A 19,908-nucleotide genomic window follows, 5' to 3' on the forward strand; every position below is an offset into this window, starting at 1 on the left:
ATAGGAAACCGCGAAATCTATGCTAATCAAACGCATATGCTTCGCAATCATGGCGCTAGTAATTATGACCAGCGCCGGTTGCGGTTTTAAGCTTCAACGCAGTTATCAGATCCCCGATGTTCTCAATCATTTGAGTTTGAGCAGCGCGGATGAATACAGCGAACTCACCCGTTTGGTTCGTGAACGCCTGCGCTTGAACAATATCCAAGTTGTCGACGCCGCCGATGACGTTCCAGTATTAAGGTTAATCACCGACTCCCTAGAACGCTCGACCTTATCTTTATACCCCACAGGTAACGTCGCCGAGTATGAGCTGATTTATTTAGTCGAATTTGCTGTGGCATTGCCGGGCAAAGAAGCGCAGCCTTTCAAGGTTGAAATTCGCCGCGACTACTTAGACGATCCACGTACCGCATTGGCAAAGAGTCGTGAAATGGAATTACTGACGAAGGAAATGCGTATCCAAGCAGCCGATCGTATTCTGCAAGCGATGGCCAGTACTGAGGTGAATTAATGCGAGTCATCAATTAAATGCGGATAATCTACTAAATGAGAGTCTATCCCGATCAACTCTCCCGCCACCTTAACCAGTTATTTCCTTGTTATCTGATTTTTGGTGATGATCCTTGGTTGATTGAAACCACCAAAGATCAGATCCGCCAATTTGCCAAGCGTCAGGGTTTCGATGAAAAAGTCCAACTCATTCAAGAGACGGGCTTTAATTGGAACGACTTGACTCAGGAATGGCAGGCCATGAGCCTGTTTTCCAGTAAGCGTCTGATTGAGTTAATCCTTCCACAATCTAAGCCCGGTGCCGAAGGCTCAAGCACACTGCAAGCCCTATTGCAGACGCCCAATCCCGATATGCTGTTGATTATCGAAGGGCCAAAGCTCGCCAACGAGCAAACCAACAGCAAATGGTTTAAGACCTTAGATGCCCATGGCATGTATCTGCCCTGCGCCACGCCAGAGGGCGATCAGTTTATGCGCTGGCTTGATGGCCGCATCAAGCACTTTAAGCTCAATCTGCAGCCGGATGCCCGCGCTATGTTGCATTCGCTTTATGAAGGCAATTTACTGGCTGCCGATCAAGCCATGCAGTTGCTGCAACTCCTGAGTCCAACAAATCCCGTCAGTGCCGATGAACTGAGCCACTATTTTGAGGATCAGTCGCGCTTCACCGTATTCCAACTCACGGATGCATTACTGAATAATAAACAGGATAGCGCGCAGCACATGCTGGCCCAGCTCAATGGCGAAGGCACAGCCTTACCTATCCTGCTGTGGGCCTTGTTTAAAGAGCTCGGCTTGTTATTCAATTTGAAATGCGAGCAAGCCCAAGGCGTCGCGCTGAGTGCGCTCTGGAGTAAACATCGAATTTGGGATAAACGTAAGCCTCTTTATCAAGCGGCGCTGCAACGGCTCAGCCTCGAACAGCTCGAACACATGCTCGCCCTTGCCTCGAAACTTGAGCTCAACTTAAAGCAGCAGGGTAAAGAGGACTGGACTGGGCTGAGCCACCTGTGTCTGTTATTTGATCCTCGAGCCCATCGGCATCTGGCACATATAGCCATAGACTAATCATAGGTTAACCAAAGAGTTGATATGCGCATTGGTATTTTAGGCGGCACCTTCGACCCGATACACTATGGTCATATCCGTCCGGCGATTGAAGTGAAACACGCATTAGCCTTGGATAAAATCCTGCTGATGCCGAACCATATTCCGCCCCATAAACATCAGCCTAACTTAACCACAGCGCAGCGGCTCAAGATGGTTGCCGATGTCTGCTCGCAGCTTGATGGCTTTGAGCTGTGCGATATCGAAGCTAAACGCGACACGCCTTCCTACACAGTGGTCACCCTTGAGCAACTGAAAAGCTTACATCCTGAAGATGAGCTGTTTTTTATCATGGGGATGGACTCTTTCCTCCAATTAAAAAGCTGGTATGAGTGGCAACGCCTATTCGACTTTGCCCACCTCGTTGTCTGCCAGCGCCCCGGTTGGCAGCTCGATGCTGCGCATCCTATGCAGCAGATATTGACGGCCCGCAGTCACGCGCACCAAGAAACACACGAAGGGCATGCTAAAAATACCCATAAAAACAGTGGGCAGATTTTCCCTGTGACAATTACGCCACAGGATATTTCCTCGACTCAAATCCGCGAACAACTGGCAAAAGGCGAAATTCCCGCCGATTTACTCATGCCCATCACGCTAGATTACATCCAAAATCAACGACTTTACTTACCTTAGCTCGAACCGTAAGCAGATATCGCCAACTCAACTGCCAATGGCAATGTATTCCCAGCAGCAACACTGGTATACTACCGCGCTATTTAAAATTAATGAGGTACGCCAGCGTGCAGAGCGCGGAATTAAAACAGTTTGTTGTCGACAAGATCGACGACTTGAAAGCCAGAGACGTTGTTGTTCTGGATGTCAGCAAGCAATCTAACATCACTGACTACATGGTCATATGTTCAGGTACATCAAAGACTCACGTTAAAGCTATCGCTGAAAACCTTGTGGTTGAAGCGAAAAAAGCCGGTATTCCACCTTTAGGTGTTGAAGGCCGCGAAAGCAGCGAATGGGTTCTTGTGGACATGGGCGATGTGATCCTGCACGTTATGCAAGATCAAACCCGTGATTTCTACCAGCTTGAAAAGCTCTGGTCAGAAAAGCAAGACTGATGAAGTTACAGCTCATCGCAGTAGGAACACGGATGCCCGATTGGGTTACCCGTGGTTTCGAAGAATACCAGCGCCGTTTTCCCCGTGATATGGCGCTGGAGCTCATCGAAATACCCGCTGGAAAGCGGGGGAAAAATGCCGACATTGTCCGGATCCTTCAAAAGGAAGGCGAACAAATGTTGGCGGCTATTCCCAAAGGCAATCATATTGTTAGCTTAGATCTCCCCGGCAAAAACTGGACGACCCCCGAGCTAGCAACCGCGTTGACTAAATGGCAACTGGATGGTCGCGATGTCAGTTTACTGATTGGCGGACCGGAAGGATTAGCGCCAGCTTGCAAAGAAGCGGCAAACCAAAGTTGGTGCCTGTCGGCATTAACCTTACCTCATCCCCTAGTACGGGTTGTGGTCGCCGAAAGTTTGTACCGCGCGTGGAGCGTGAACACGAATCACCCCTACCATAGAGAATAGCGGGATCTTGATGTTAACGAGTGTCAACCACCCGTCATGGGATCAGCCGGAGATAGCATAAGTGTCGCCAAAAAAGCGGATAACAATGCATGATCACGCCGCCGAGGCGTCTCTTTTTAAGCGCCGAGCGCTATTCACCTTTTTTTGCGTTTTCGCCCTATTAAGCGTGTTAGTTACCAACCTTTATCATTTACAGGTTGAATCCTATAAGGATTATGAAACTCGCTCGAATGATAACCGTATCCGCGTTGTCCCAATTGCCCCGAGCCGTGGTCTTATTTACGATCGTAACGGCGTGCTATTAGCTGAAAACTTACCCTTCTATTCCCTCGATCTAGTTCCCGAAAAAATCAGTAACATGTCAGAGACCTTAGATGAGCTCGGCAAGTTAATTGAGATCAGTGAGGATGAGCGCGAAACCTTTACCGAAGCGCTGAAATTTCATCGCCGCTTCAAGCCACTGACGCTGAAAAACCAGCTCACCGAAGAGCAAGTGGCGATTTTCAGTGTTAACCAACATAAATTTCCAGGCATTTCCGTAGAAGCTGGCCTGAAGCGTAATTATCCCTATGGCGCGCAAATCACCCATGTGCTGGGTTATGTTGGCAAGATTAACACCCGAGATCGCGCCCAGTTAGAGCGCAGCGATCTGTGGAAAAACTATGCGGCTACCAAAGACATTGGTAAGCAAGGCATTGAAAAATTTTATGAATCCCTACTGCATGGCAAACCGGGTCACTTAGAAGAAGAAGTGAACAACCGAGGCCGCGCGATTCGCACCTTAAAAATTGTGCCGCCAGAGCCGGGGCAAGATATTTACCTGACGTTAGATCTGAAGCTGCAGCAAAAAGCGGTTGAGCTACTCACAGGTCTGCGCGGTTCTATTGTTGCAATCGATCCCCGTGACGGTGGCGTTTTAGCTATGGTGTCGAGCCCAAGCTATGATCCAAACCAATTTGTACAAGGAATTAATAACAAAGATTACAGCGCCTTACTCAACGATAAATCACGCCCCTTGATCAACCGCGCAACCCAAGGTCAATATGCGCCCGCATCAACCATCAAGCCCCATCTCGCACTCTTAGGTTTAGATGAAAAAGTCATTACCGAGAGCACCCGTGTGTGGGACCCAGGTTTTTGGCAAATTCCCGGTGTCGAACGTAAGTACCGTGACTGGAGACGCTGGGGACACGGCTGGGTTAACGTTTACAGTGCCATTACCGAATCCTGCGATACCTTCTTCTACGAACTCGCCTACAAAGTTGGGGTAGACCATATTGCCCGCTTTATGGAGCAATTTGGCTTTGGTCAAAATACCGGAATCGATATCTTTGAAGAATCCTCCGGCAACATGCCATCCAAAGAATGGAAACGCTTAAAGTACAATCAAGCTTGGTACATAGGCGATACCATTTCCGTCGGTATTGGCCAAGGTTATTGGACAGCAACCCCATTACAACTGGCGAATGCCGTTGGGATCATGGCTAACAAAGGCCGTCGTTTTCCGCCGCATCTGCTGAAGTCCATTAAAGACAATACGGCCAAGATTGACTCACCGATTAATGAGTTACCGCCGATTGAGCTTAATAGTCCCCGTAACTGGAATATCATCAACGAAGCGATGCGCCAGACGGCGAATAAATCACGCTTTACCGATGCCACTTACACCGCCGCGATGAAAACAGGTACGGCGCAGGTTATTGGCGTAGCAGAAAATACCAAATACGATGCGAGTAAAATTGCCGAACATTTCCGCGATAATGCCTTAGTTGTGGCCTATGCGCCCTTCGAAGATCCTAAAATCGTCCTCGCAGTCGTGATGGAAAACGCAGGTTGGGGTGGCGCAAATGCTGGCCCCGTCGCTCGCGCCATGCTCGATGAATATATGCTTAGAGATACTTGGAAACCGCAACCATGAGTACCCATAGCCAATATCAAAACATCTGGCAACGCTTACACATAGACTTGCCATTATTGCTCGGCCTATTGGCTGTGATGGGCTTTGGCCTGTTCGTCATCTATTCTGCCAGCGGCGAAGATTTAGAGATGATGGAGCGGCAGTTGTTCCGTATGGTGTTGTCGCTCGGCATCATGTTCACTATGGCGCAAATCAATCCTGAAGCGCTTAAACGCTGGGCCTTACCCATTTATCTGGCAGGGATTGTCTTGCTGCTTGGGGTGCACTTTTTCGGTGAAATCAACAAAGGCGCACAGCGCTGGTTGAACTTAGGCTTTATGGAGTTTCAACCCTCAGAGCTGATTAAACTCGCCTTCCCTATCACTATGGCTTGGTATATCAGTAAGTTCCCTCTGCCGCCGAAGAAACGCTATCTTGCGGGTGCGGCGGTGATCTTGCTGGTGCCGACTCTACTTATCGCTAAACAACCCGACCTCGGCACATCGATTCTGGTGGCCGCATCGGGCATTTTCGTGCTGTTTTTATCGGGCATGAGCTGGCTCATTGTTGGCGGCTTTATCGCCGCAGTGCTCGCCTTCCTGCCTATCCTTTGGTATTTCTTGATGCACGATTACCAAAGAACGCGGGTATTAACCCTGCTCGATCCTGAGCAAGATCCCCTCGGCGCGGGTTATCACATTATTCAGTCGAAAATCGCTATTGGCTCTGGTGGACTCTGGGGCAAAGGTTGGCTCGACGGCACTCAGTCACAGCTTGAATTTATCCCTGAACGTCATACCGATTTTATCTTTGCGGTGATCGGTGAAGAATTTGGCTTAATTGGCAGTATCTTACTGTTAATTATGTACCTCTATATTATTGGCCGCGGCTTAGTCATCGCTTCACGCGCCCAAACCAGCTTCGCTCGACTACTGGCCGGTAGTATCACGCTAACTTTTTTCGTTTATGTTTTTGTGAATATTGGCATGGTTTCAGGTATCCTGCCCGTGGTAGGTGTACCACTGCCCCTTGTCAGTTATGGTGGAACCTCCATGCTGACATTGATGACAGGGTTTGGCATTCTTATGAGCATTCATACCCATAGACGTTTCGTAGATAGATAATTTTTAGGGACTTTTCATGCCTACTCTCCGAGCTTTTCTAGCTCCACTCGGTTTACTGTGTTTTAGCTCATTGTTAGTCGCCTGTACCACGGCGAACGAACCGACACCCGCGCAGGCACCCGTTCCAAGCACGCCAGTGGCTCCGGCCGCTGAAGTCGCGCCCACAATTCCCGCTGAACTCAAAGAAGAGTTTATCCAAGCTCAAGTAAAACAAGGTTTTACTCGTGCAGAAGTGCTCGCTTTTCTCGACAAGGCAAAATACAACCAAGGGGTTATCGATGCGATGACCCGTCCATGGGAAGCAAAACCTTGGCATGTGTATTATCCCATCTTCTTAACCGAGAAACGCCTCGACGCTGGTCTCGCCTTTTGGAAAAAACACGAGAAAACCATCGCAAAAGCCGCGGCCAAGTACAAAGTTGACCCACAGATTATTGTCGCCATTATCGGTATTGAAACCTTCTACGGCCAATACACGGGCAATTATCCTGTGATTGATGCCCTCTATACCTTAGGGTTTCACTATCCGCCGCGCGCCACCTTTTTCCGTAAGGAATTTGGCGAGTTAATGAAGTTAGTGAAAGAAGAACATTTAGATATCGATACCCTCAAGGGCTCCTATGCAGGTGCTATGGGTTATGGCCAGTTTATCCCCTCAAGTTACCGCCATTACGCGGTTGATTTCGATGGCAGCGGCAACCGCGATTTATTACAAAGTCCTGAGGATGCCATCGGCAGTGTGGCCAATTATTTCCACGAACACGGTTGGCAAGCCAATGCGCCGGTCGCTTTACCGTTAGTGAATAACAGCAAAACTGCACCTAAAGCGAAAGTGTGGGCAGGTGAAAAGCTGAACTATAAAGTTGCAGATATTTTAACGCCGACCTTAGCCTTAGCCGATGCGCGGGACTTAGATGTTTCGCAAAAAGGCTTACTGATTGAGCTTGAACAAGCGGATCACAGTGACTACTGGCTTGGCTTAAATAACTTTTATGTTATCACTCGCTATAATCGTAGCCCTTTGTATTCAATGGCCGTTTATCAATTTAGCCAACAATTAAAAGAACAGCATGCCTCTAAAAAATAATCTTTTACAGCTTGCCGCCTTGGTTATGTGCTTCGCCCTTGCGGCGTGTTCTTCAAGCCCAAACAACGCCAGCAAGAAAAACATGGACCCGAACAAGGGCCGTTATTCGCTGAAGAATGACAAGCTGCCGCTGAATCCACCGAATGTGGATAATGTGCCGAACGCGACGCCTAAGTACGAGCCTTATAGCCGCCGTGGCAACAAGCCCTATACGGTTTACGGTGAGTCTTATACTGTGATGAACACAGGCCAAGGCTTTAGTGAAACCGGCCGCGCCTCTTGGTATGGAGAGAAATTCCATGGCTACGAGACTTCTAATGGCGAGCCCTATGACATGTATTCCATGTCAGGCGCCCATAAGACACTGCCACTGCCAAGTTACGCTCGGATCACTAACTTAGATAACAATAAGCAAGTGATCATTCGCATCAACGACCGTGGACCATTCCACTCAGATCGTATTCTCGATGTCTCCTACGCCGCCGCCTATAAACTCGGTATGCTCGGCAAAGGCACAGCGCGGATCAAACTGGATGTGGTTTATGTTGGCAGTGTTGCAGCCACTAATTCTGGCGTAGTCAGCGCGCAAGATACGGGCAATCATTACATTCAGTTAGTTGCCTCCAAAGATAGGGCCAAACTCAATGCCATGGCGAAAGAGCTTGAACAGAAATATCAGGTCAAGACCCGTGTACAAGCGGCAAACAATATGTTTAGACTACAGCTCGGCCCCATAGGCCAGCCAGAGTTAGCCGACAAGCTACTCAATAACGTCAAGCAAAACGGTTTTCCTGAGGGCTATATCGTCCATGAATAATGACCGTTTGCTCTGATCAGAATTGATTTAAAAATAGAGATGAAGGAACCTTCACTAAAACCCACTGTCGGAAAGTGGTACACTGTTGAAGATCTTCTCGAATCCTTTCCATTTCATACAACTAAAAGACGTGCCAAGTTAATGATGAATTTTGTAAAAAGTCCCATTAAAACATTGCTGCTAATTTCCAGTGCCTCTCTCCCCGTTTATGCTGCGCAGCCTATTATTACACCTGATGCACCTTCAGTAGCCGCCAAGGCGTTCGTATTGATGGATTATAATTCGGGTCAGATTATTGCTGAAAGTAACGCTTACGAAAGCCTTAACCCAGCCAGTTTAACTAAGATGATGACCAGTTACGTGATCGGTCAAGAAATCAAAGCGGGCAATGTCTCCGTTGATGATGATGTGACTATCAGTAAAAATGCTTGGTCTAAAAACTTCTCTGACTCTTCTAAGATGTTCATTGAAGTGGGCACTACGGTTAAAGTGGGCGATCTAAACCGCGGTATCATCATTCAATCGGGTAACGATGCGTGTGTGGCGATGGCCGAGCACATTGCCGGTACTGAAGGCGCCTTCGTTGACATGATGAACTCATGGGCGAAGCAACTGGGAATGCGTGATAGCTACTTCGAAAACGCCCACGGTTTAGATGCAGAAAACCACAAATCAACCGCCTATGATATGGCATTACTGGGCGCAGCGTTAATCCGCGACGTGCCAGATGAATACCACATCTATAGCGAAAAATTCTATACATTCAATGGTATCAAACAATACAACCGTAATGGTTTATTGTGGGATAACAGCATGGACGTGGACGGCATCAAAACCGGTCACACCTCAGGTGCAGGCTACAACTTAGTAGCATCAGCAACCAAAGATGGCATGCGTTTAATTTCAGTGGTGATGGGTACTCAAAGTGAATCTGCCCGTAAAGCTGAAAGTAAGAAATTACTGACCTATGGCTTCCGTTTCTTCGAAACCGTAACACCATACAAGGCGGGCGATAGCTTTATCACTCAGCAAATTTGGTACGGCGACAAGAGCACGGTTGATTTAGGCGTGGCAACTGACACACCTATCACCATCAGCCGTGGCCGTGGTAAAGACTTGAAAGCTAACTTCGAGCTGACTAAACCATTAGATGCACCTTTAAAGAAAGGTGAAACTGTTGGCCGTCTATTCTTCCAACTTGATGGTAAAGACATCGCCCAGTTCCCACTGGTGACGTTGCAAGAAGTCAACGAAGGCAGCTGGTTTAGTAAATTAGTAGATTACTTTAAGCAGATGTTTTCTGGATGGTTTAGCTAAGCTAAGTCACATAAATAAAGCCACCTTCGGGTGGCTTTATTTTTTTGGGGAGTGCATCGCCCTTGAATCGGGTATAATCGTCACCATATATATCCCAATATAGCCGCTAAGAGTACTGAGTATGTTAGACACTAAATTTGATGAACTGATGGATTTCCCCTGCGCATTTCCTTTTAAGGTCGTCGGTGAAGCCCATGAAACGTTAACTGACAAAGTTGTGGCTGTGGTACAGAAACATGCACCAGGTGATTACTCTCCGTCGACCAAAACGTCGAGCAAAGGTAGCTATCACTCCATCACGATTCGCGTGACAGTCACCAGCAAAGATCATATCGAGATTTTGTACACTGAACTTGCCGCCATCGAAGGTGTACGCCGCGTACTATAAATATTCCTCAAGGCCATGAAATGTGATCTGTCTTACATTTATGGCCAATAAGCGTATAATAGCCCACTCATTTCTAAGGGGAGAGGTTGCCCTTGCAAGACACGACTTTGCACATTCGACATCTTGGAAAACAAGATTACGAATCAGTGTGGCATGCGATGCAGCATTACACTGATACGCGCGACAGCGAAAGCCATGATGAACTGTGGATTGTCGAGCATCCGCCCGTGTTTACCCAAGGCCAAGCCGGCAAAAGCGAGCATATTTTAAATGCTGGCGATATTCCGGTTATCCAAGTGGACCGCGGCGGTCAAGTCACTTACCACGGCCCAGGCCAACTAGTGGTATATCCTCTTCTCGATATAAAACGTAGTAAAGTCGGCGTACGTCAACTCGTCACCCATATAGAGCAAAGCATTGTCGATATGCTCGCCAAGTACGACATTAACGCTTATGCCAAGGCCGATGCGCCGGGCGTATATGTGGATGAACGCAAAATCGCCTCCCTAGGATTACGCATTCGTAAAGGCTGTTCATTCCATGGATTAGCCCTCAATGTCGACATGGATCTGGCGCCATTTCGCCGCATCAACCCTTGTGGTTATGCCGGTCTTGAAATGGTGCAATGCAAAGCGCTTGGCGGACCACAAACCGTGATTGAAGCAGGCGAGCAACTCACCATTACTTTTAGCCAATTACTGGGCTATCAACACCTAGTTCATCATCAAGGATTAGCAGCGTCATGAATAGGCCTGAACGTTTACAACCCGGAGTCAAATTAAGAGATGCCGATAAAGTGTCTCGTATTCCGGTCAAAATCGTCCCCTCAGAGCGCGACACTATGTTGCGTAAACCCGATTGGTTACGGGTTAAACTGCCGGCATCGAATCAACGCATTTTAGATATCAAGCAAGCACTGCGTAAAAATGGCCTGCACTCGGTCTGTGAAGAGGCTTCTTGCCCTAACCTCGCCGAATGCTTTAACCACGGCACAGCGACCTTTATGATTTTGGGTGCGATTTGTACCCGTCGTTGCCCATTCTGCGACGTAGCCCATGGTCGTCCGCTTAAGCCTGACGCCGAAGAGCCGGTTAAATTGGCGCAAACAATCCGCGATATGAAGCTGAAATACGTGGTCATTACCTCGGTAGATCGTGACGATTTACGTGATGGTGGTGCCCAGCATTTTGCCGATTGTATCCGCGAAATTCGTAAACTGAATCCAGATATCAAGATCGAAACCTTAGTGCCTGATTTCCGTGGTCGTATCGATGCCGCCTTAGATATTTTATCGACTGAGCCGCCTGATGTGTTCAACCACAACTTAGAAACAGCGCCAATGCATTATCGTAAAGCGCGCCCGGGTGCAAATTACCAATGGTCGCTCGATCTGCTAAAACGCTTTAAAGAACGTCATCCCAATGTGCCGACTAAATCTGGCCTGATGATGGGTTTAGGTGAAACCAACGAAGAAATCGCCCAAGTGCTACGTGATCTGCGTGAGCACAAGGTTGAAATGCTGACCTTAGGCCAATACCTACAGCCGTCTAAGTTCCACTTGCCAGTTGAACGTTATGTGCCACCAGCAGAGTTTGACGAGCTTAAAGCCTTAGCCGATGAGCTAGGTTTTACCCATGCAGCCTGTGGCCCATTAGTGCGCTCAAGCTACCATGCAGACTTGCAAGCCCAAGGTAAAGAAGTGAAATAACCTTCTGACTTAGATGCGGATAACCTTGATGCAAACTTCAGGTGATGCTGAATTTAAGTGATATAGAGTTCAGGGTTATCCAAATAAAAAACAGCGCTTAAGCGCTGTTTTTTTTATGGAATTTTTTATGACTGCCGTTTATAAAAACTGTTAGCATTGCTATCGTTTTACGACATGAATGCAAATGCTCAGCTTATTCTTGGGTTATCGCTAAATCCATCAAGATAGCGTCTTCTTTACCGCCTGCTATTGGGTAGTAACCTTTGCGGCGTCCTGATTCAATAAAGCCGGCCTTTTGATATAAAGCGCGAGCGGCAAGATTGGACTCTCGCACTTCTAGCATAAGCACCACGGCGGCTGATGCCTTGGCCGAAGCCACCACAGCATTCAGTAATAACTTGCCGTAGCCTTTACCCTGCTGGCTTGGTAATAGGCAAATATCCAATAAAGTCACTTCATCAACAATTTGCTGCACTATTGCAAAGCCTAAAAGGCCATCAACCGAATCCGAAACTGAAGCTGCGTTAGGTTTCGCCTGCTTTAAACCTAGAACTCGGTATAAATGCCCGAAACAATCAGCAAGATTGCCCTCACTCATGGGGTGGCTATGGGCCATAGATTCAAGCTGCGCCATTTGAGGAACATCTTTAAGCGTGAGTGCCACAAGCTCAACAGGCAAACCTGCTGTCAATTGTGCTGCGAAGGGTGTTGTGAATAGACTATCTTCTGGTGGGATGTTCAACGCTGGTATTCCAAAGTATTGGTTATTAATGATATTTACGAGTAAAGATCAAGACTTGCTTGGAGCTTGGCCGCTAACTTGCTCGCGCCATTGGTAAATCTGCTGCCAGAGTGCGCTTTTAGCCTGCCAACCCACTAATAAATCGGCTAAGGGTTCAGATACTAACCATGCGGTGCGTGGCCTGACTTTATGGCGTCGCAAATCCCAGACAATCTGTTTACCCGTATGGGGCTCACAATCAAAATCACACTCTTCGCGTTTGACGTCGATAAGCTTTAGCACAGCTTCGATAAGCGGTTCAGCCTCGGGTAACTCACCGTTTTCATCCCAAATCACTAAATAAGGTTTCACCTTACTGTCGCGCACTCGCCAAGTTGTCACATTCATGGCGGTTAAATAGGCTGATTTATTCATTAGGGTCAGTTTTATTCAATTCAAGTATCGACTCACAATATGCCGCTAGGATAGCAGTTCTGCCTAGGCATTGTTACTGCCACGCGGCTAATGGAGCTGATATCAAGCCGATTAATGACAGCACCATTACGGCGTTTAACGCAGGAAAGTTCAATCGGATTTATAGATGTATAAAATCTAATTTACTCATTTTACATTTAATATCAGAAGATTAGACTGAACACACTCAGTAAGACAATAGCAGGAGAACGCCATGATAAACATAGGTATCAATCAAGCCAACAGAGAAGAAATCGCCGCTGGCCTCAACCAACTCTTGGCCGACAGCTACAGCCTGTATCTTAAAACCCACAGCTTTCACTGGAATGTTACCGGCCCCATGTTCACTAGCCTGCATTTGCTATTTGAACAGCAGTATACCGAGCTTGCCCTTGCGGTTGACCTTATCGCAGAGCGGGTGCGTGCACTAGGCGCCAGAGCGCTAGGGTCCTATTCGGCCTATGCCGCGCTGACTGAAATTAAAGAAGATCAGGGCGTCACCAAAGCCGAAACCATGATCCGCGAACTGTTAAACGATCAAGAGTTAGTGATCCGTAACGCCAGAGCCCTATATCCACTGGTGAATCAAGCCAATGACGAAGCGACTGCGGATCTGCTTACCCAACGTATCCAGCTGCATGAAAAAAATGCCTGGATGCTACGCAGCTTATTAACGGAATAATTCGCTAGCCGTATTATTTCGCTAACCAAAACAAAAAAGTCGCCAAGCGGTTACGCTTGGCGACTTTTCCTTTAAAGCGATATCACTCAAGTTTAGAAGTGCTTAGATTTAGAGGCACTTAAATTAGAGGCACTTAAATTTAGAGGTACTTAATCCAAGCCTGAGTACTGTGCTTTTTATATTCACTAAACCACTTAACGGGATAATACAGCGCAATAACTAACATGCCCGTGATGAACCAAATCCATCCCATACTATTCACCCCAAAGTACTCACCATGGTTTGCGCCAAAGATGAATTTCGCTAAGCGATAAAGCAGTAACAGAACGTACAAATGTAAGATATAGAAGAACATAGGGACTGAGCCAAACACAGACAACCCGTGGCCGACTCGCGCTAATCTCCCTCCAACTTTGCCACTTGATGCAAAATACCGCTCAAACGCCACTAAGCTAAAGAACATGCCGCCTAAGGTCACCAGTAAAAAGCTTAATGATGGTGGGTATTTGGTTAAGTTGAATACCGACATTAAGGTTTCACCCAAATGTGCCCCCGCCTGCCAAGGCAAGGTTTCGCCATAGAGGTTAAACCCGCGTAGCACAGCAAAAAGTACCCAACAGCTTATCCCTAACTGCAACAGTGTTTGCTGGCGCTGCGATGCTTCAAGCAAGTTGTTATTCGATTTATTGCTGAAAATGGGCCCAGCGACATAGCCCAGTAATATCACGCCCATCCAAGGCAGCGCGGGATAACTCACTTTGATCTTTAATACCCCTTCACTGACAAGATATCCACGATCGTGCAATAGGGTCCACAGGCCGTAAGCCCACTCATTGGGTTGAAAATGAATTGGCGTCAACAGATTATGGCCAAAAACAATCGCAAAGCCTAAAAGTGCCATCCAAGCTCTAGGCAGATTTATCAGCGCCGCCAGCGTTAACATGCTCAGGCCGATCACCCAAATGACCTGCAACCAAAGCGTGTGGTAGTTACCCATCCAAGAGATGTTAATCACTACAATTTCGAGCGCGATTAAAAACAAACCACGTTTAATCAAAAACGCCCGCGCTGAACGCGGCTCGCCATGACTGCGATTGGCATAAAGCCATGCTGAAACACCCGTTAGAAACACAAACACTGGCGCACAAAAATGCGCGGCAAAGCGGCTTAGAAACAGTCCCCAAGAGGTCGAACTCAAATCCATAGGATCGCTCACCTGCATATGCAGGAAAAACCGTTCCCGCACATGGTCGAGCAGCATGATGAGCATCACCAGGCCGCGCATCATATCGATACTATTGATACGGCTTCGACCAAGCGCCCGATTTGATGATTGTTCCGATACTTGTTCCGATGTGTGGGCCGATGCTTGTTCCGAAAAATGGACTGACAGCGCAGAATTCGAACTGATATTAGAACTCATAGCTAACACTCACTTTAATGCTACGTGGCTCACCCGGCACAGCCCAGAGCGCTGAATAACTGCTGGCGATGTAATCTTCATCCAATAAGTTGTCCAGATTGACGCCAAAGATGAAGTTATCGCTCAGGTGAGTATTCATAAACAGTCCAACTAACTGATACGACGGTAATTGGAAACTCGGATCGGCAGAATCACCCAGACGAGAATCCACATAACGCCAACTCATGCCTAAATGTCCATCAATAGAAAATGCATTCAAATCCCGCTTCAGCATCACGCTCGCAGTATGTTTTGGCACATTAACCAGAGGACTTCCCGCAGGGATAAGCACGCCCCAGTCGGGGTTCAAGCTATCGTTGGCGGTGCGGGTATTTAAATAGGCGTAGGATAATTTTGCTTGTAAATCCTCCGTCAGCTCGGCGGCTACATCGAGTTCAACCCCGCTACTTTTGGCTTTACCTAAGGTGGCAGAAAAACCAACATTGATAGGATCTGAGGTCAAAATATTGCTCTTTTGCGCATCGAACACGGCTAAACTACCGTTTATAGGAAGATCGTTTAGCCAAGTACCATTAAACTTTATTCCTAGTTCAACCGATTTGCTCTCTTCGGCTTCGAAGGGTTTACCCGCAAAGTCGGTTCCCGAAAGCGGTAAAAAGCCTTCAGAATAAGAACTATAGAAACTTAGGGCATCGGACCATAAATACACCAGACCCACCTTGGGGCTAACCCTACTATCGGTTTGCTCTGATAGCGTGTCTTTCGCGACTTCACTGATATCTTGCTGATAGCTATCGAACCTTAACCCAAGGTGCAACTTCCACTTTTCAGTAAGATCCATTTGATCTTGCAGGTATGTGCCCCACGCCTTTTGGGTTTCGTTATTCTCATACAACAAACTCACCTCTGGCTGAGGCCCACCATATTGCGGCTCATAAATATCAATGGCATATTCGCCCTTTTTGCCGCGATAGCGATACAAGCCTGTCTTTAAACTGTAGTGATAGGCATCGGCGCCGAGCAGCAAATTGTGGCGAATAAAACCCGTATCCACATGCCCACTTAACTCTAGACGCAGTGAATTATCCTCGGAGGCATAATCTCGGTATCTGTGCTGTCTGGTAAGCGTGCGACCATCATCAAATAGTGATTGCCGCCCCTTTGCCAACTCGGCATCAGACGAATACCCCTTCAAGCTAGAGTCTCGGTAGTTATAGCCAGCAGTTAATGACCAATCATCATTTAATTCATAGTCATAGGTCAGCTGATGCCCTGTGGCATTCACCTCCGTTGCGCCATCATTAGGTTCACCTAAATAACGCGACCGTGGCACAGTATTGATAGTATTGTTAAGCACAATAATGCCGCGATCGAATAACTGTTCTTGCTTGAGGTATTCCATTTCATAAAGTAACGAGGCTTTATCGGAAATCTGCCAACGCACTGACGGCGTGACGATTTTTTTATCGCTGAACACATAATCGCGAAAACTATCGTGTTCCTGCCACGCGCCGTTAATTCGAAATGCCACATTGTCGGTCAAGCCGGAAGTCACATCCCCCTCTAATCGATATTGATCGAAACTTCCTGCCGATGCCTTTAAATAACCGCTGGTTTGATACTGAGGTTTCTTAGTCACAATATTGACTGTACCGCCGGGCTCAGAGCGACCATAAAGCGCCGAACCAGGGCCTTTTAAGATCTCCACGTAGGCCACATTCGATAAATCTCTATGACCACTAAAACCTCGACCGCCATTAAAACCATTAATTAAATAGCCCGATGGCATGTTTTCGTTGCCCGGAAAGCCGCGCAGGGAAAAGCTATCCCACAAACCGCCGCCATTGTTTTGCCGCGCCACACTGGCGGAATAATCCAGTACATCTTGAAACCGCGTCAGCCCTGCATCTTTGATCAATTGCTCATCTAACACACTGATCGCTTGGGGAAGCTCAGTTGCAGACACATTGCCACGGTAAGCTTGGCGATAGTGGATACTTAAACGCTCAATGTCAGTCTCTAAAATAGCATTACCAGATTGAGCATCCTCCGCAGCCAACAACATTGAAATAGGATTGAGCGCAAACAAGGCGCCCAGCAAAAGCGCAACGCGCTTGGGAATATAAAAAGAGGTCATTTTCACTCCGAAAATAAACAGCATCGGCGCCTTAGCTAAGCCAAGGCGCTCAAAGTTAATTAAGATAAATTGAATAAACAGTAACTTATGCTGTTATGGGCGGAGCACGACTATTGAAGAAACGACTAAAAGGTCGTTTAAAGGAAATGGCTTGGAACTCAACCGAGATATAACTCTGCTGAGCCAATTGAAAATGAAAGGGCGTACTGGTTATCGCATGTTGCAACTGGTGCTGATGTAAGCACAGCGAACAATGGGACTTAGGGTCTTCATTGGCATGGGAAATACTGTGAACAGCAATGGCCACAGACAATAGCACCAACATGGCAGCAAGCCATATCGCTAGGGTGCGTCTTGTTTGCATCACACTATTCAAACCATACTTCCTCAAATAATTTGGCAGGCGATTGTATGTTAAGCACAACTAAAGTTGCAAACCGATTTACCTAAGCCGCAGGGCTTAAATGTTACAAGAGGTATACGACAGTTTGTTGAAGGAGTTCGTTGAAAGGCTTTGTTGGAGCGAAATCACTCTAAGCACCTCATCACAGCATCATAGAGTCAGGTCGCTTCGCCTTATGAGGGAGGATTCGAGCCTGACTCCGCCATCAAAAAAATAGCGAGGGCGTGTTTAAACTAAGGCCGCAACCGAGTCTCGCTCGACTAAGTTGGATAAAAATAGGTGAGTATTGCGTGATTCCGCCGTGGCATTTGAGGCTAACTTAATGGCTAAATCTGTAGCGTAATTGGCCATTTCCTCAATCGGGTAATGCATGGTCGTCAATCGAGGACGGCAAGCACGGGCAATGGATAAGTCATCAAAACCAATCACAGAGACATCTTCTGGCACCCTAATTCCCGCCGCGAATAAGGCATGAATCGCACCAATCGCCATTAAGTCGTTATAAGCTAAGATGGCCGTGAATGGTGTGCCTCTTGCGAGTAAGGCTTGTACTGCGGCTTCGCCACCTTCCATATTGGCGGTGGACTCTTCGATAGCATCCAATGGCAACTTCATATCCCGCAACAACAGAGCTTGGCGTACCCCCAATATGCGTGAAGCAGGATCGCGGTTTTGGTAAATACTGGTGATCACAGCGAAATCTTTATGGCCGCGGTCGAGTAAGTAATTAGTCGCCTCTTGGGCACTGGTCACATTGTCGAGCCAAACGCAGCGATCGGCAATTTTAGGGATAAAGCGGTTGATGATCACAAGGCCGGGGATTTGCTCAGTGAGGCCGATTAAGGTCGACTCATCCGAATACTCACTGTGGAGAATAATAGCGTCACAGTTTTGATCGCGCAGGGATTCAATCGCATCGATTTCAGACTGAGTCTCATAAAGCGAGTTACGCATAATCAAGCCATAACCACGCTCACGGGCAGCACGTTCCGCGCCGCAGGCTAAGCTGCTAAAAAACGACATAGATAAATTCGGCGTGACGATACCAATCGTATTAGTACTGCGTTTAACAAGCGCTTTAGCGTTCGAGTTTGGGCGATAGTTAAGTTGTTCTATCACCTTCTGCACCCGTGTGCGGCACTGGGCGCCAACCTTGCCCTGACCGTTAACAACCCGTGATACAGTTGCAATTGAGACACCCGCCACTCTCGCGACATCTTTTATGGTAGCCAATTTATCCCCTTTAACCGGAAATCGTACTATGAATTAATTAACCTATCGGCCTTGTATCGAGACAAGATCATTAGGGCACCAAGGGTAAAAATAAAACTGCCGAAAGACAATAATAAACGCATAGCAAACAAGGTACTATCCGTTTGATTGCCCGCTAAACTGGCATCAAAACCAACTAAATTAAGTAGCTCACCAGACCCTAGCATTGCCAGCACTAAGCTCATGCTGATCACTGTGTGGTGACGACTGACTAAATAAGGACTGATATCTTGTCCTGTATCGCGACCCAGTTCGGTGAGCATATTGGGGATAATACTGGTCATCGCCGTCCAAATAGCGGCACCAATCACAGCATCTATCCACAATGCCCAATAACCATACGGCGTATACACATACCATTTGAGCAAACTGCCTAAAACCGTAAATACGAATACTTTTTGTAATGTCGTCACCGCGCCCCACTGCTTAACACCACGGGCGAGCAAAGGTAAATACAAGGCTCCCGCTATCGCATAGCCACTCGATAACGCGCCCTTAAGCGTTGAGCCTTCGGTCACGTCACCTGCAGCCACAAAATACACCAGTAAGTAATAATCAAAACTGATGCAAATCCCCACGGCGCCAAATTGCAATGCCGAGATCCACAGTAATCGGTTGACCTGCCTTTGAGTATGCGCGCTCAAGGTTGGCGCCATCTCTGTTGCGATCTTCATCCGGCTATCGCCTAATCGCACCCGCTCAGGGGCGAATTGCCAAGCGACTAAAGTACATAAACTGCCGATTAAGCCTAAGCCCACCAGCCAACCTATTATTCGTACACCGCTCGTTGCATCAGTAAAAAAGGCCAGCTGAGTTAATGGGAATAACCAAAAGTACAAAACGGCGGCAATCTTTTCGAACAAGGTAATGTGACTAAACACCCCTTGCCCATCGCCGCTCATCAAAGCCAAACGAAAGGCTAATAGCTTTAAGGTGAGGATCAGCACTGTCATTGAAAGGCTGTAGCACAAACACAACGCCACTAACACAGACCACTGCCAAGCCATAGGCCAATCTGCTGGGACCATCCACAAGAAGCCAAATAACACGGCGGTTACCCAACCACAGGTTAATATTATCCGCCGTTCGGTCCACAATTGTCGCTGCAACAACGACATAATTCGCCCCGAAAGCGTGGCACCACAGACGATAGGTAAACTCAGCAAAGCGCCTAAGAGTAAGGGATCTAAGCCACGCAGCATTTGATAATAGGGTAAGGCTAACGCGACTAACCCTTGCTGGGCGATAAATGCCGCGAAAAAGCCTGCACCAAGCACCCATTGCAGGTGCTTTTT

General features: G+C 47.5%; 21 protein-coding genes. 14 read left to right on the forward strand and 7 right to left on the reverse strand.

All coding sequences use genetic code 11. The features are described from left to right. Positions 1–19: 19 nt before the first annotated feature. The 13 genes from OX890_RS17955 to lipA all read left to right on the forward strand — a co-directional run bounded on the left by OX890_RS17955 (position 20) and on the right by lipA (position 11,501). Positions 20–514 carry an LPS-assembly lipoprotein LptE gene (locus OX890_RS17955; RefSeq protein ID WP_006086960.1) on the forward strand — a complete coding sequence of 165 codons (495 nt, stop codon included), beginning with the start codon at positions 20–22 and terminating at the stop codon, positions 512–514. Between the two features lie 35 nt (positions 515–549). Further along, the gene (gene holA / locus OX890_RS17960; protein ID WP_006086961.1) at positions 550–1,581 is read left to right on the forward strand and encodes a DNA polymerase III subunit delta; all 1,032 of its coding nucleotides are present in this window, start codon (positions 550–552) and stop codon (positions 1,579–1,581) included. 24 nt (positions 1,582–1,605) lie between these two features. After that, positions 1,606–2,256: a nicotinate-nucleotide adenylyltransferase gene (gene nadD, locus OX890_RS17965; protein ID WP_006086962.1), complete on the forward strand. Its 651-nt coding sequence runs from the start codon at positions 1,606–1,608 to the stop codon at positions 2,254–2,256. 107 nt (positions 2,257–2,363) lie between these two features. Next, entirely contained in the window at positions 2,364–2,693 is a 330-nt protein-coding gene (rsfS, locus tag OX890_RS17970; protein WP_006082751.1) for a ribosome silencing factor, read from the forward strand. Next, positions 2,693–3,163: a 23S rRNA (pseudouridine(1915)-N(3))-methyltransferase RlmH gene (gene rlmH / locus OX890_RS17975; protein ID WP_006082752.1), complete on the forward strand. Its 471-nt coding sequence runs from the start codon at positions 2,693–2,695 to the stop codon at positions 3,161–3,163. The genes rsfS and rlmH overlap by 1 nt, the downstream gene beginning before the upstream one ends. 61 nt (positions 3,164–3,224) lie before the next feature. Then, a complete protein-coding gene (mrdA, locus tag OX890_RS17980; RefSeq protein ID WP_006082753.1) occupies positions 3,225–5,081 on the forward strand; it encodes a penicillin-binding protein 2 in 1,857 nt (618 codons plus the stop codon). Beyond that, the gene (gene rodA / locus OX890_RS17985) at positions 5,078–6,184 is read left to right on the forward strand and encodes a rod shape-determining protein RodA (RefSeq protein ID WP_006082754.1); all 1,107 of its coding nucleotides are present in this window, start codon (positions 5,078–5,080) and stop codon (positions 6,182–6,184) included. Before mrdA ends, rodA begins: the two co-directional genes overlap by 4 nt. 16 nt (positions 6,185–6,200) lie before the next feature. Continuing rightward, complete coding sequence (gene mltB / locus OX890_RS17990; RefSeq protein WP_126492578.1) at positions 6,201–7,271, forward strand: lytic murein transglycosylase B; 1,071 nt, start codon at positions 6,201–6,203, stop codon at positions 7,269–7,271. Then, entirely contained in the window at positions 7,255–8,088 is an 834-nt protein-coding gene (locus OX890_RS17995) for a septal ring lytic transglycosylase RlpA family protein (protein WP_012089943.1), read from the forward strand. Before mltB ends, OX890_RS17995 begins: the two co-directional genes overlap by 17 nt. 141 nt (positions 8,089–8,229) lie before the next feature. Beyond that, positions 8,230–9,405, forward strand: a complete 1,176-nt coding sequence (locus tag OX890_RS18000) for a serine hydrolase (protein WP_012587015.1) — start codon at positions 8,230–8,232, stop codon at positions 9,403–9,405. A gap of 121 nt (positions 9,406–9,526) precedes the next feature. Further along, positions 9,527–9,793: a DUF493 family protein YbeD gene (gene ybeD, locus OX890_RS18005; RefSeq protein WP_006082758.1), complete on the forward strand. Its 267-nt coding sequence runs from the start codon at positions 9,527–9,529 to the stop codon at positions 9,791–9,793. Positions 9,794–9,885: 92 nt separating this feature from the next. Continuing rightward, positions 9,886–10,539 (forward strand): lipoyl(octanoyl) transferase LipB, encoded by a 654-nt coding sequence (gene lipB, locus OX890_RS18010; RefSeq protein ID WP_006082759.1) that lies wholly within the window; start codon positions 9,886–9,888, stop codon positions 10,537–10,539. Continuing rightward, positions 10,536–11,501: a lipoyl synthase gene (lipA, locus tag OX890_RS18015; protein WP_028761485.1), complete on the forward strand. Its 966-nt coding sequence runs from the start codon at positions 10,536–10,538 to the stop codon at positions 11,499–11,501. Before lipB ends, lipA begins: the two co-directional genes overlap by 4 nt. A gap of 193 nt (positions 11,502–11,694) precedes the next feature. On the opposite strand, the gene rimI is transcribed toward lipA, so the two are convergent. Both rimI and OX890_RS18025 read right to left on the reverse strand, forming a co-directional pair. Beyond that, positions 11,695–12,243 (reverse strand): ribosomal protein S18-alanine N-acetyltransferase, encoded by a 549-nt coding sequence (rimI, locus tag OX890_RS18020; protein ID WP_425347531.1) that lies wholly within the window; start codon positions 12,241–12,243, stop codon positions 11,695–11,697. A gap of 48 nt (positions 12,244–12,291) precedes the next feature. Next, the gene (locus OX890_RS18025; protein WP_268649670.1) at positions 12,292–12,657 is read right to left on the reverse strand and encodes a hypothetical protein; all 366 of its coding nucleotides are present in this window, start codon (positions 12,655–12,657) and stop codon (positions 12,292–12,294) included. Between the two features lie 253 nt (positions 12,658–12,910). Between OX890_RS18025 and dpsA the strand changes: the two genes are divergently transcribed. Continuing rightward, complete coding sequence (gene dpsA / locus OX890_RS18030) at positions 12,911–13,378, forward strand: DNA starvation/stationary phase protection protein DpsA (RefSeq protein ID WP_006086968.1); 468 nt, start codon at positions 12,911–12,913, stop codon at positions 13,376–13,378. Positions 13,379–13,517: 139 nt separating this feature from the next. Here the strand turns inward: dpsA and OX890_RS18035 are convergent, their stop codons facing one another. The 5 genes from OX890_RS18035 to OX890_RS18055 form a co-directional block, all read right to left on the reverse strand. After that, positions 13,518–14,801, reverse strand: a complete 1,284-nt coding sequence (locus OX890_RS18035) for a DUF1624 domain-containing protein (RefSeq protein ID WP_126492580.1) — start codon at positions 14,799–14,801, stop codon at positions 13,518–13,520. Then, a complete protein-coding gene (locus tag OX890_RS18040) occupies positions 14,791–16,938 on the reverse strand; it encodes a TonB-dependent siderophore receptor (RefSeq protein WP_126492581.1) in 2,148 nt (715 codons plus the stop codon). The genes OX890_RS18035 and OX890_RS18040 overlap by 11 nt, the downstream gene beginning before the upstream one ends. A gap of 85 nt (positions 16,939–17,023) precedes the next feature. Continuing rightward, positions 17,024–17,314: a DUF2607 family protein gene (locus OX890_RS18045; RefSeq protein ID WP_126492582.1), complete on the reverse strand. Its 291-nt coding sequence runs from the start codon at positions 17,312–17,314 to the stop codon at positions 17,024–17,026. A 255-nt stretch (positions 17,315–17,569) separates the two neighbouring features. After that, entirely contained in the window at positions 17,570–18,574 is a 1,005-nt protein-coding gene (locus OX890_RS18050; RefSeq protein ID WP_012089951.1) for a LacI family DNA-binding transcriptional regulator, read from the reverse strand. A gap of 26 nt (positions 18,575–18,600) precedes the next feature. Next, complete coding sequence (locus tag OX890_RS18055; RefSeq protein WP_268649671.1) at positions 18,601–19,890, reverse strand: MFS transporter; 1,290 nt, start codon at positions 19,888–19,890, stop codon at positions 18,601–18,603. Between the last annotated feature and the right edge of the window lie 18 nt (positions 19,891–19,908).

The organism is Shewanella sp. DAU305, assembly GCF_026802235.1.
Lineage (GTDB): Bacteria > Pseudomonadota > Gammaproteobacteria > Enterobacterales > Shewanellaceae > Shewanella > Shewanella baltica.

Bases quoted from the DNA above. Each gene is read 5' to 3' on its own strand.
- OX890_RS17995 (WP_012089943.1), top strand. From the start codon at position 7,255: ATGCCTCTAAAAAATAATCTTTTACAGCTTGCCGCCTTGGTTATGTGC.
- mltB (WP_126492578.1), top strand. From the start codon at position 6,201: ATGCCTACTCTCCGAGCTTTTCTAGCTCCACTCGGTTTACTGTGTTTT.
- OX890_RS17955 (WP_006086960.1), top strand. From the start codon at position 20: ATGCTAATCAAACGCATATGCTTCGCAATCATGGCGCTAGTAATTATG.
- OX890_RS18035 (WP_126492580.1), bottom strand. From the start codon at position 14,801: ATGAGTTCTAATATCAGTTCGAATTCTGCGCTGTCAGTCCATTTTTCG.
- OX890_RS18040 (WP_126492581.1), bottom strand. From the start codon at position 16,938: ATGACCTCTTTTTATATTCCCAAGCGCGTTGCGCTTTTGCTGGGCGCC.
- dpsA (WP_006086968.1), top strand. From the start codon at position 12,911: ATGATAAACATAGGTATCAATCAAGCCAACAGAGAAGAAATCGCCGCT.
- ybeD (WP_006082758.1), top strand. From the start codon at position 9,527: ATGTTAGACACTAAATTTGATGAACTGATGGATTTCCCCTGCGCATTT.
- OX890_RS18000 (WP_012587015.1), top strand. From the start codon at position 8,230: ATGATGAATTTTGTAAAAAGTCCCATTAAAACATTGCTGCTAATTTCC.
- holA (WP_006086961.1), top strand. From the start codon at position 550: ATGAGAGTCTATCCCGATCAACTCTCCCGCCACCTTAACCAGTTATTT.
- rodA (WP_006082754.1), top strand. From the start codon at position 5,078: ATGAGTACCCATAGCCAATATCAAAACATCTGGCAACGCTTACACATA.
- nadD (WP_006086962.1), top strand. From the start codon at position 1,606: ATGCGCATTGGTATTTTAGGCGGCACCTTCGACCCGATACACTATGGT.
- rlmH (WP_006082752.1), top strand. From the start codon at position 2,693: ATGAAGTTACAGCTCATCGCAGTAGGAACACGGATGCCCGATTGGGTT.
- lipA (WP_028761485.1), top strand. From the start codon at position 10,536: ATGAATAGGCCTGAACGTTTACAACCCGGAGTCAAATTAAGAGATGCC.
- OX890_RS18025 (WP_268649670.1), bottom strand. From the start codon at position 12,657: ATGAATAAATCAGCCTATTTAACCGCCATGAATGTGACAACTTGGCGA.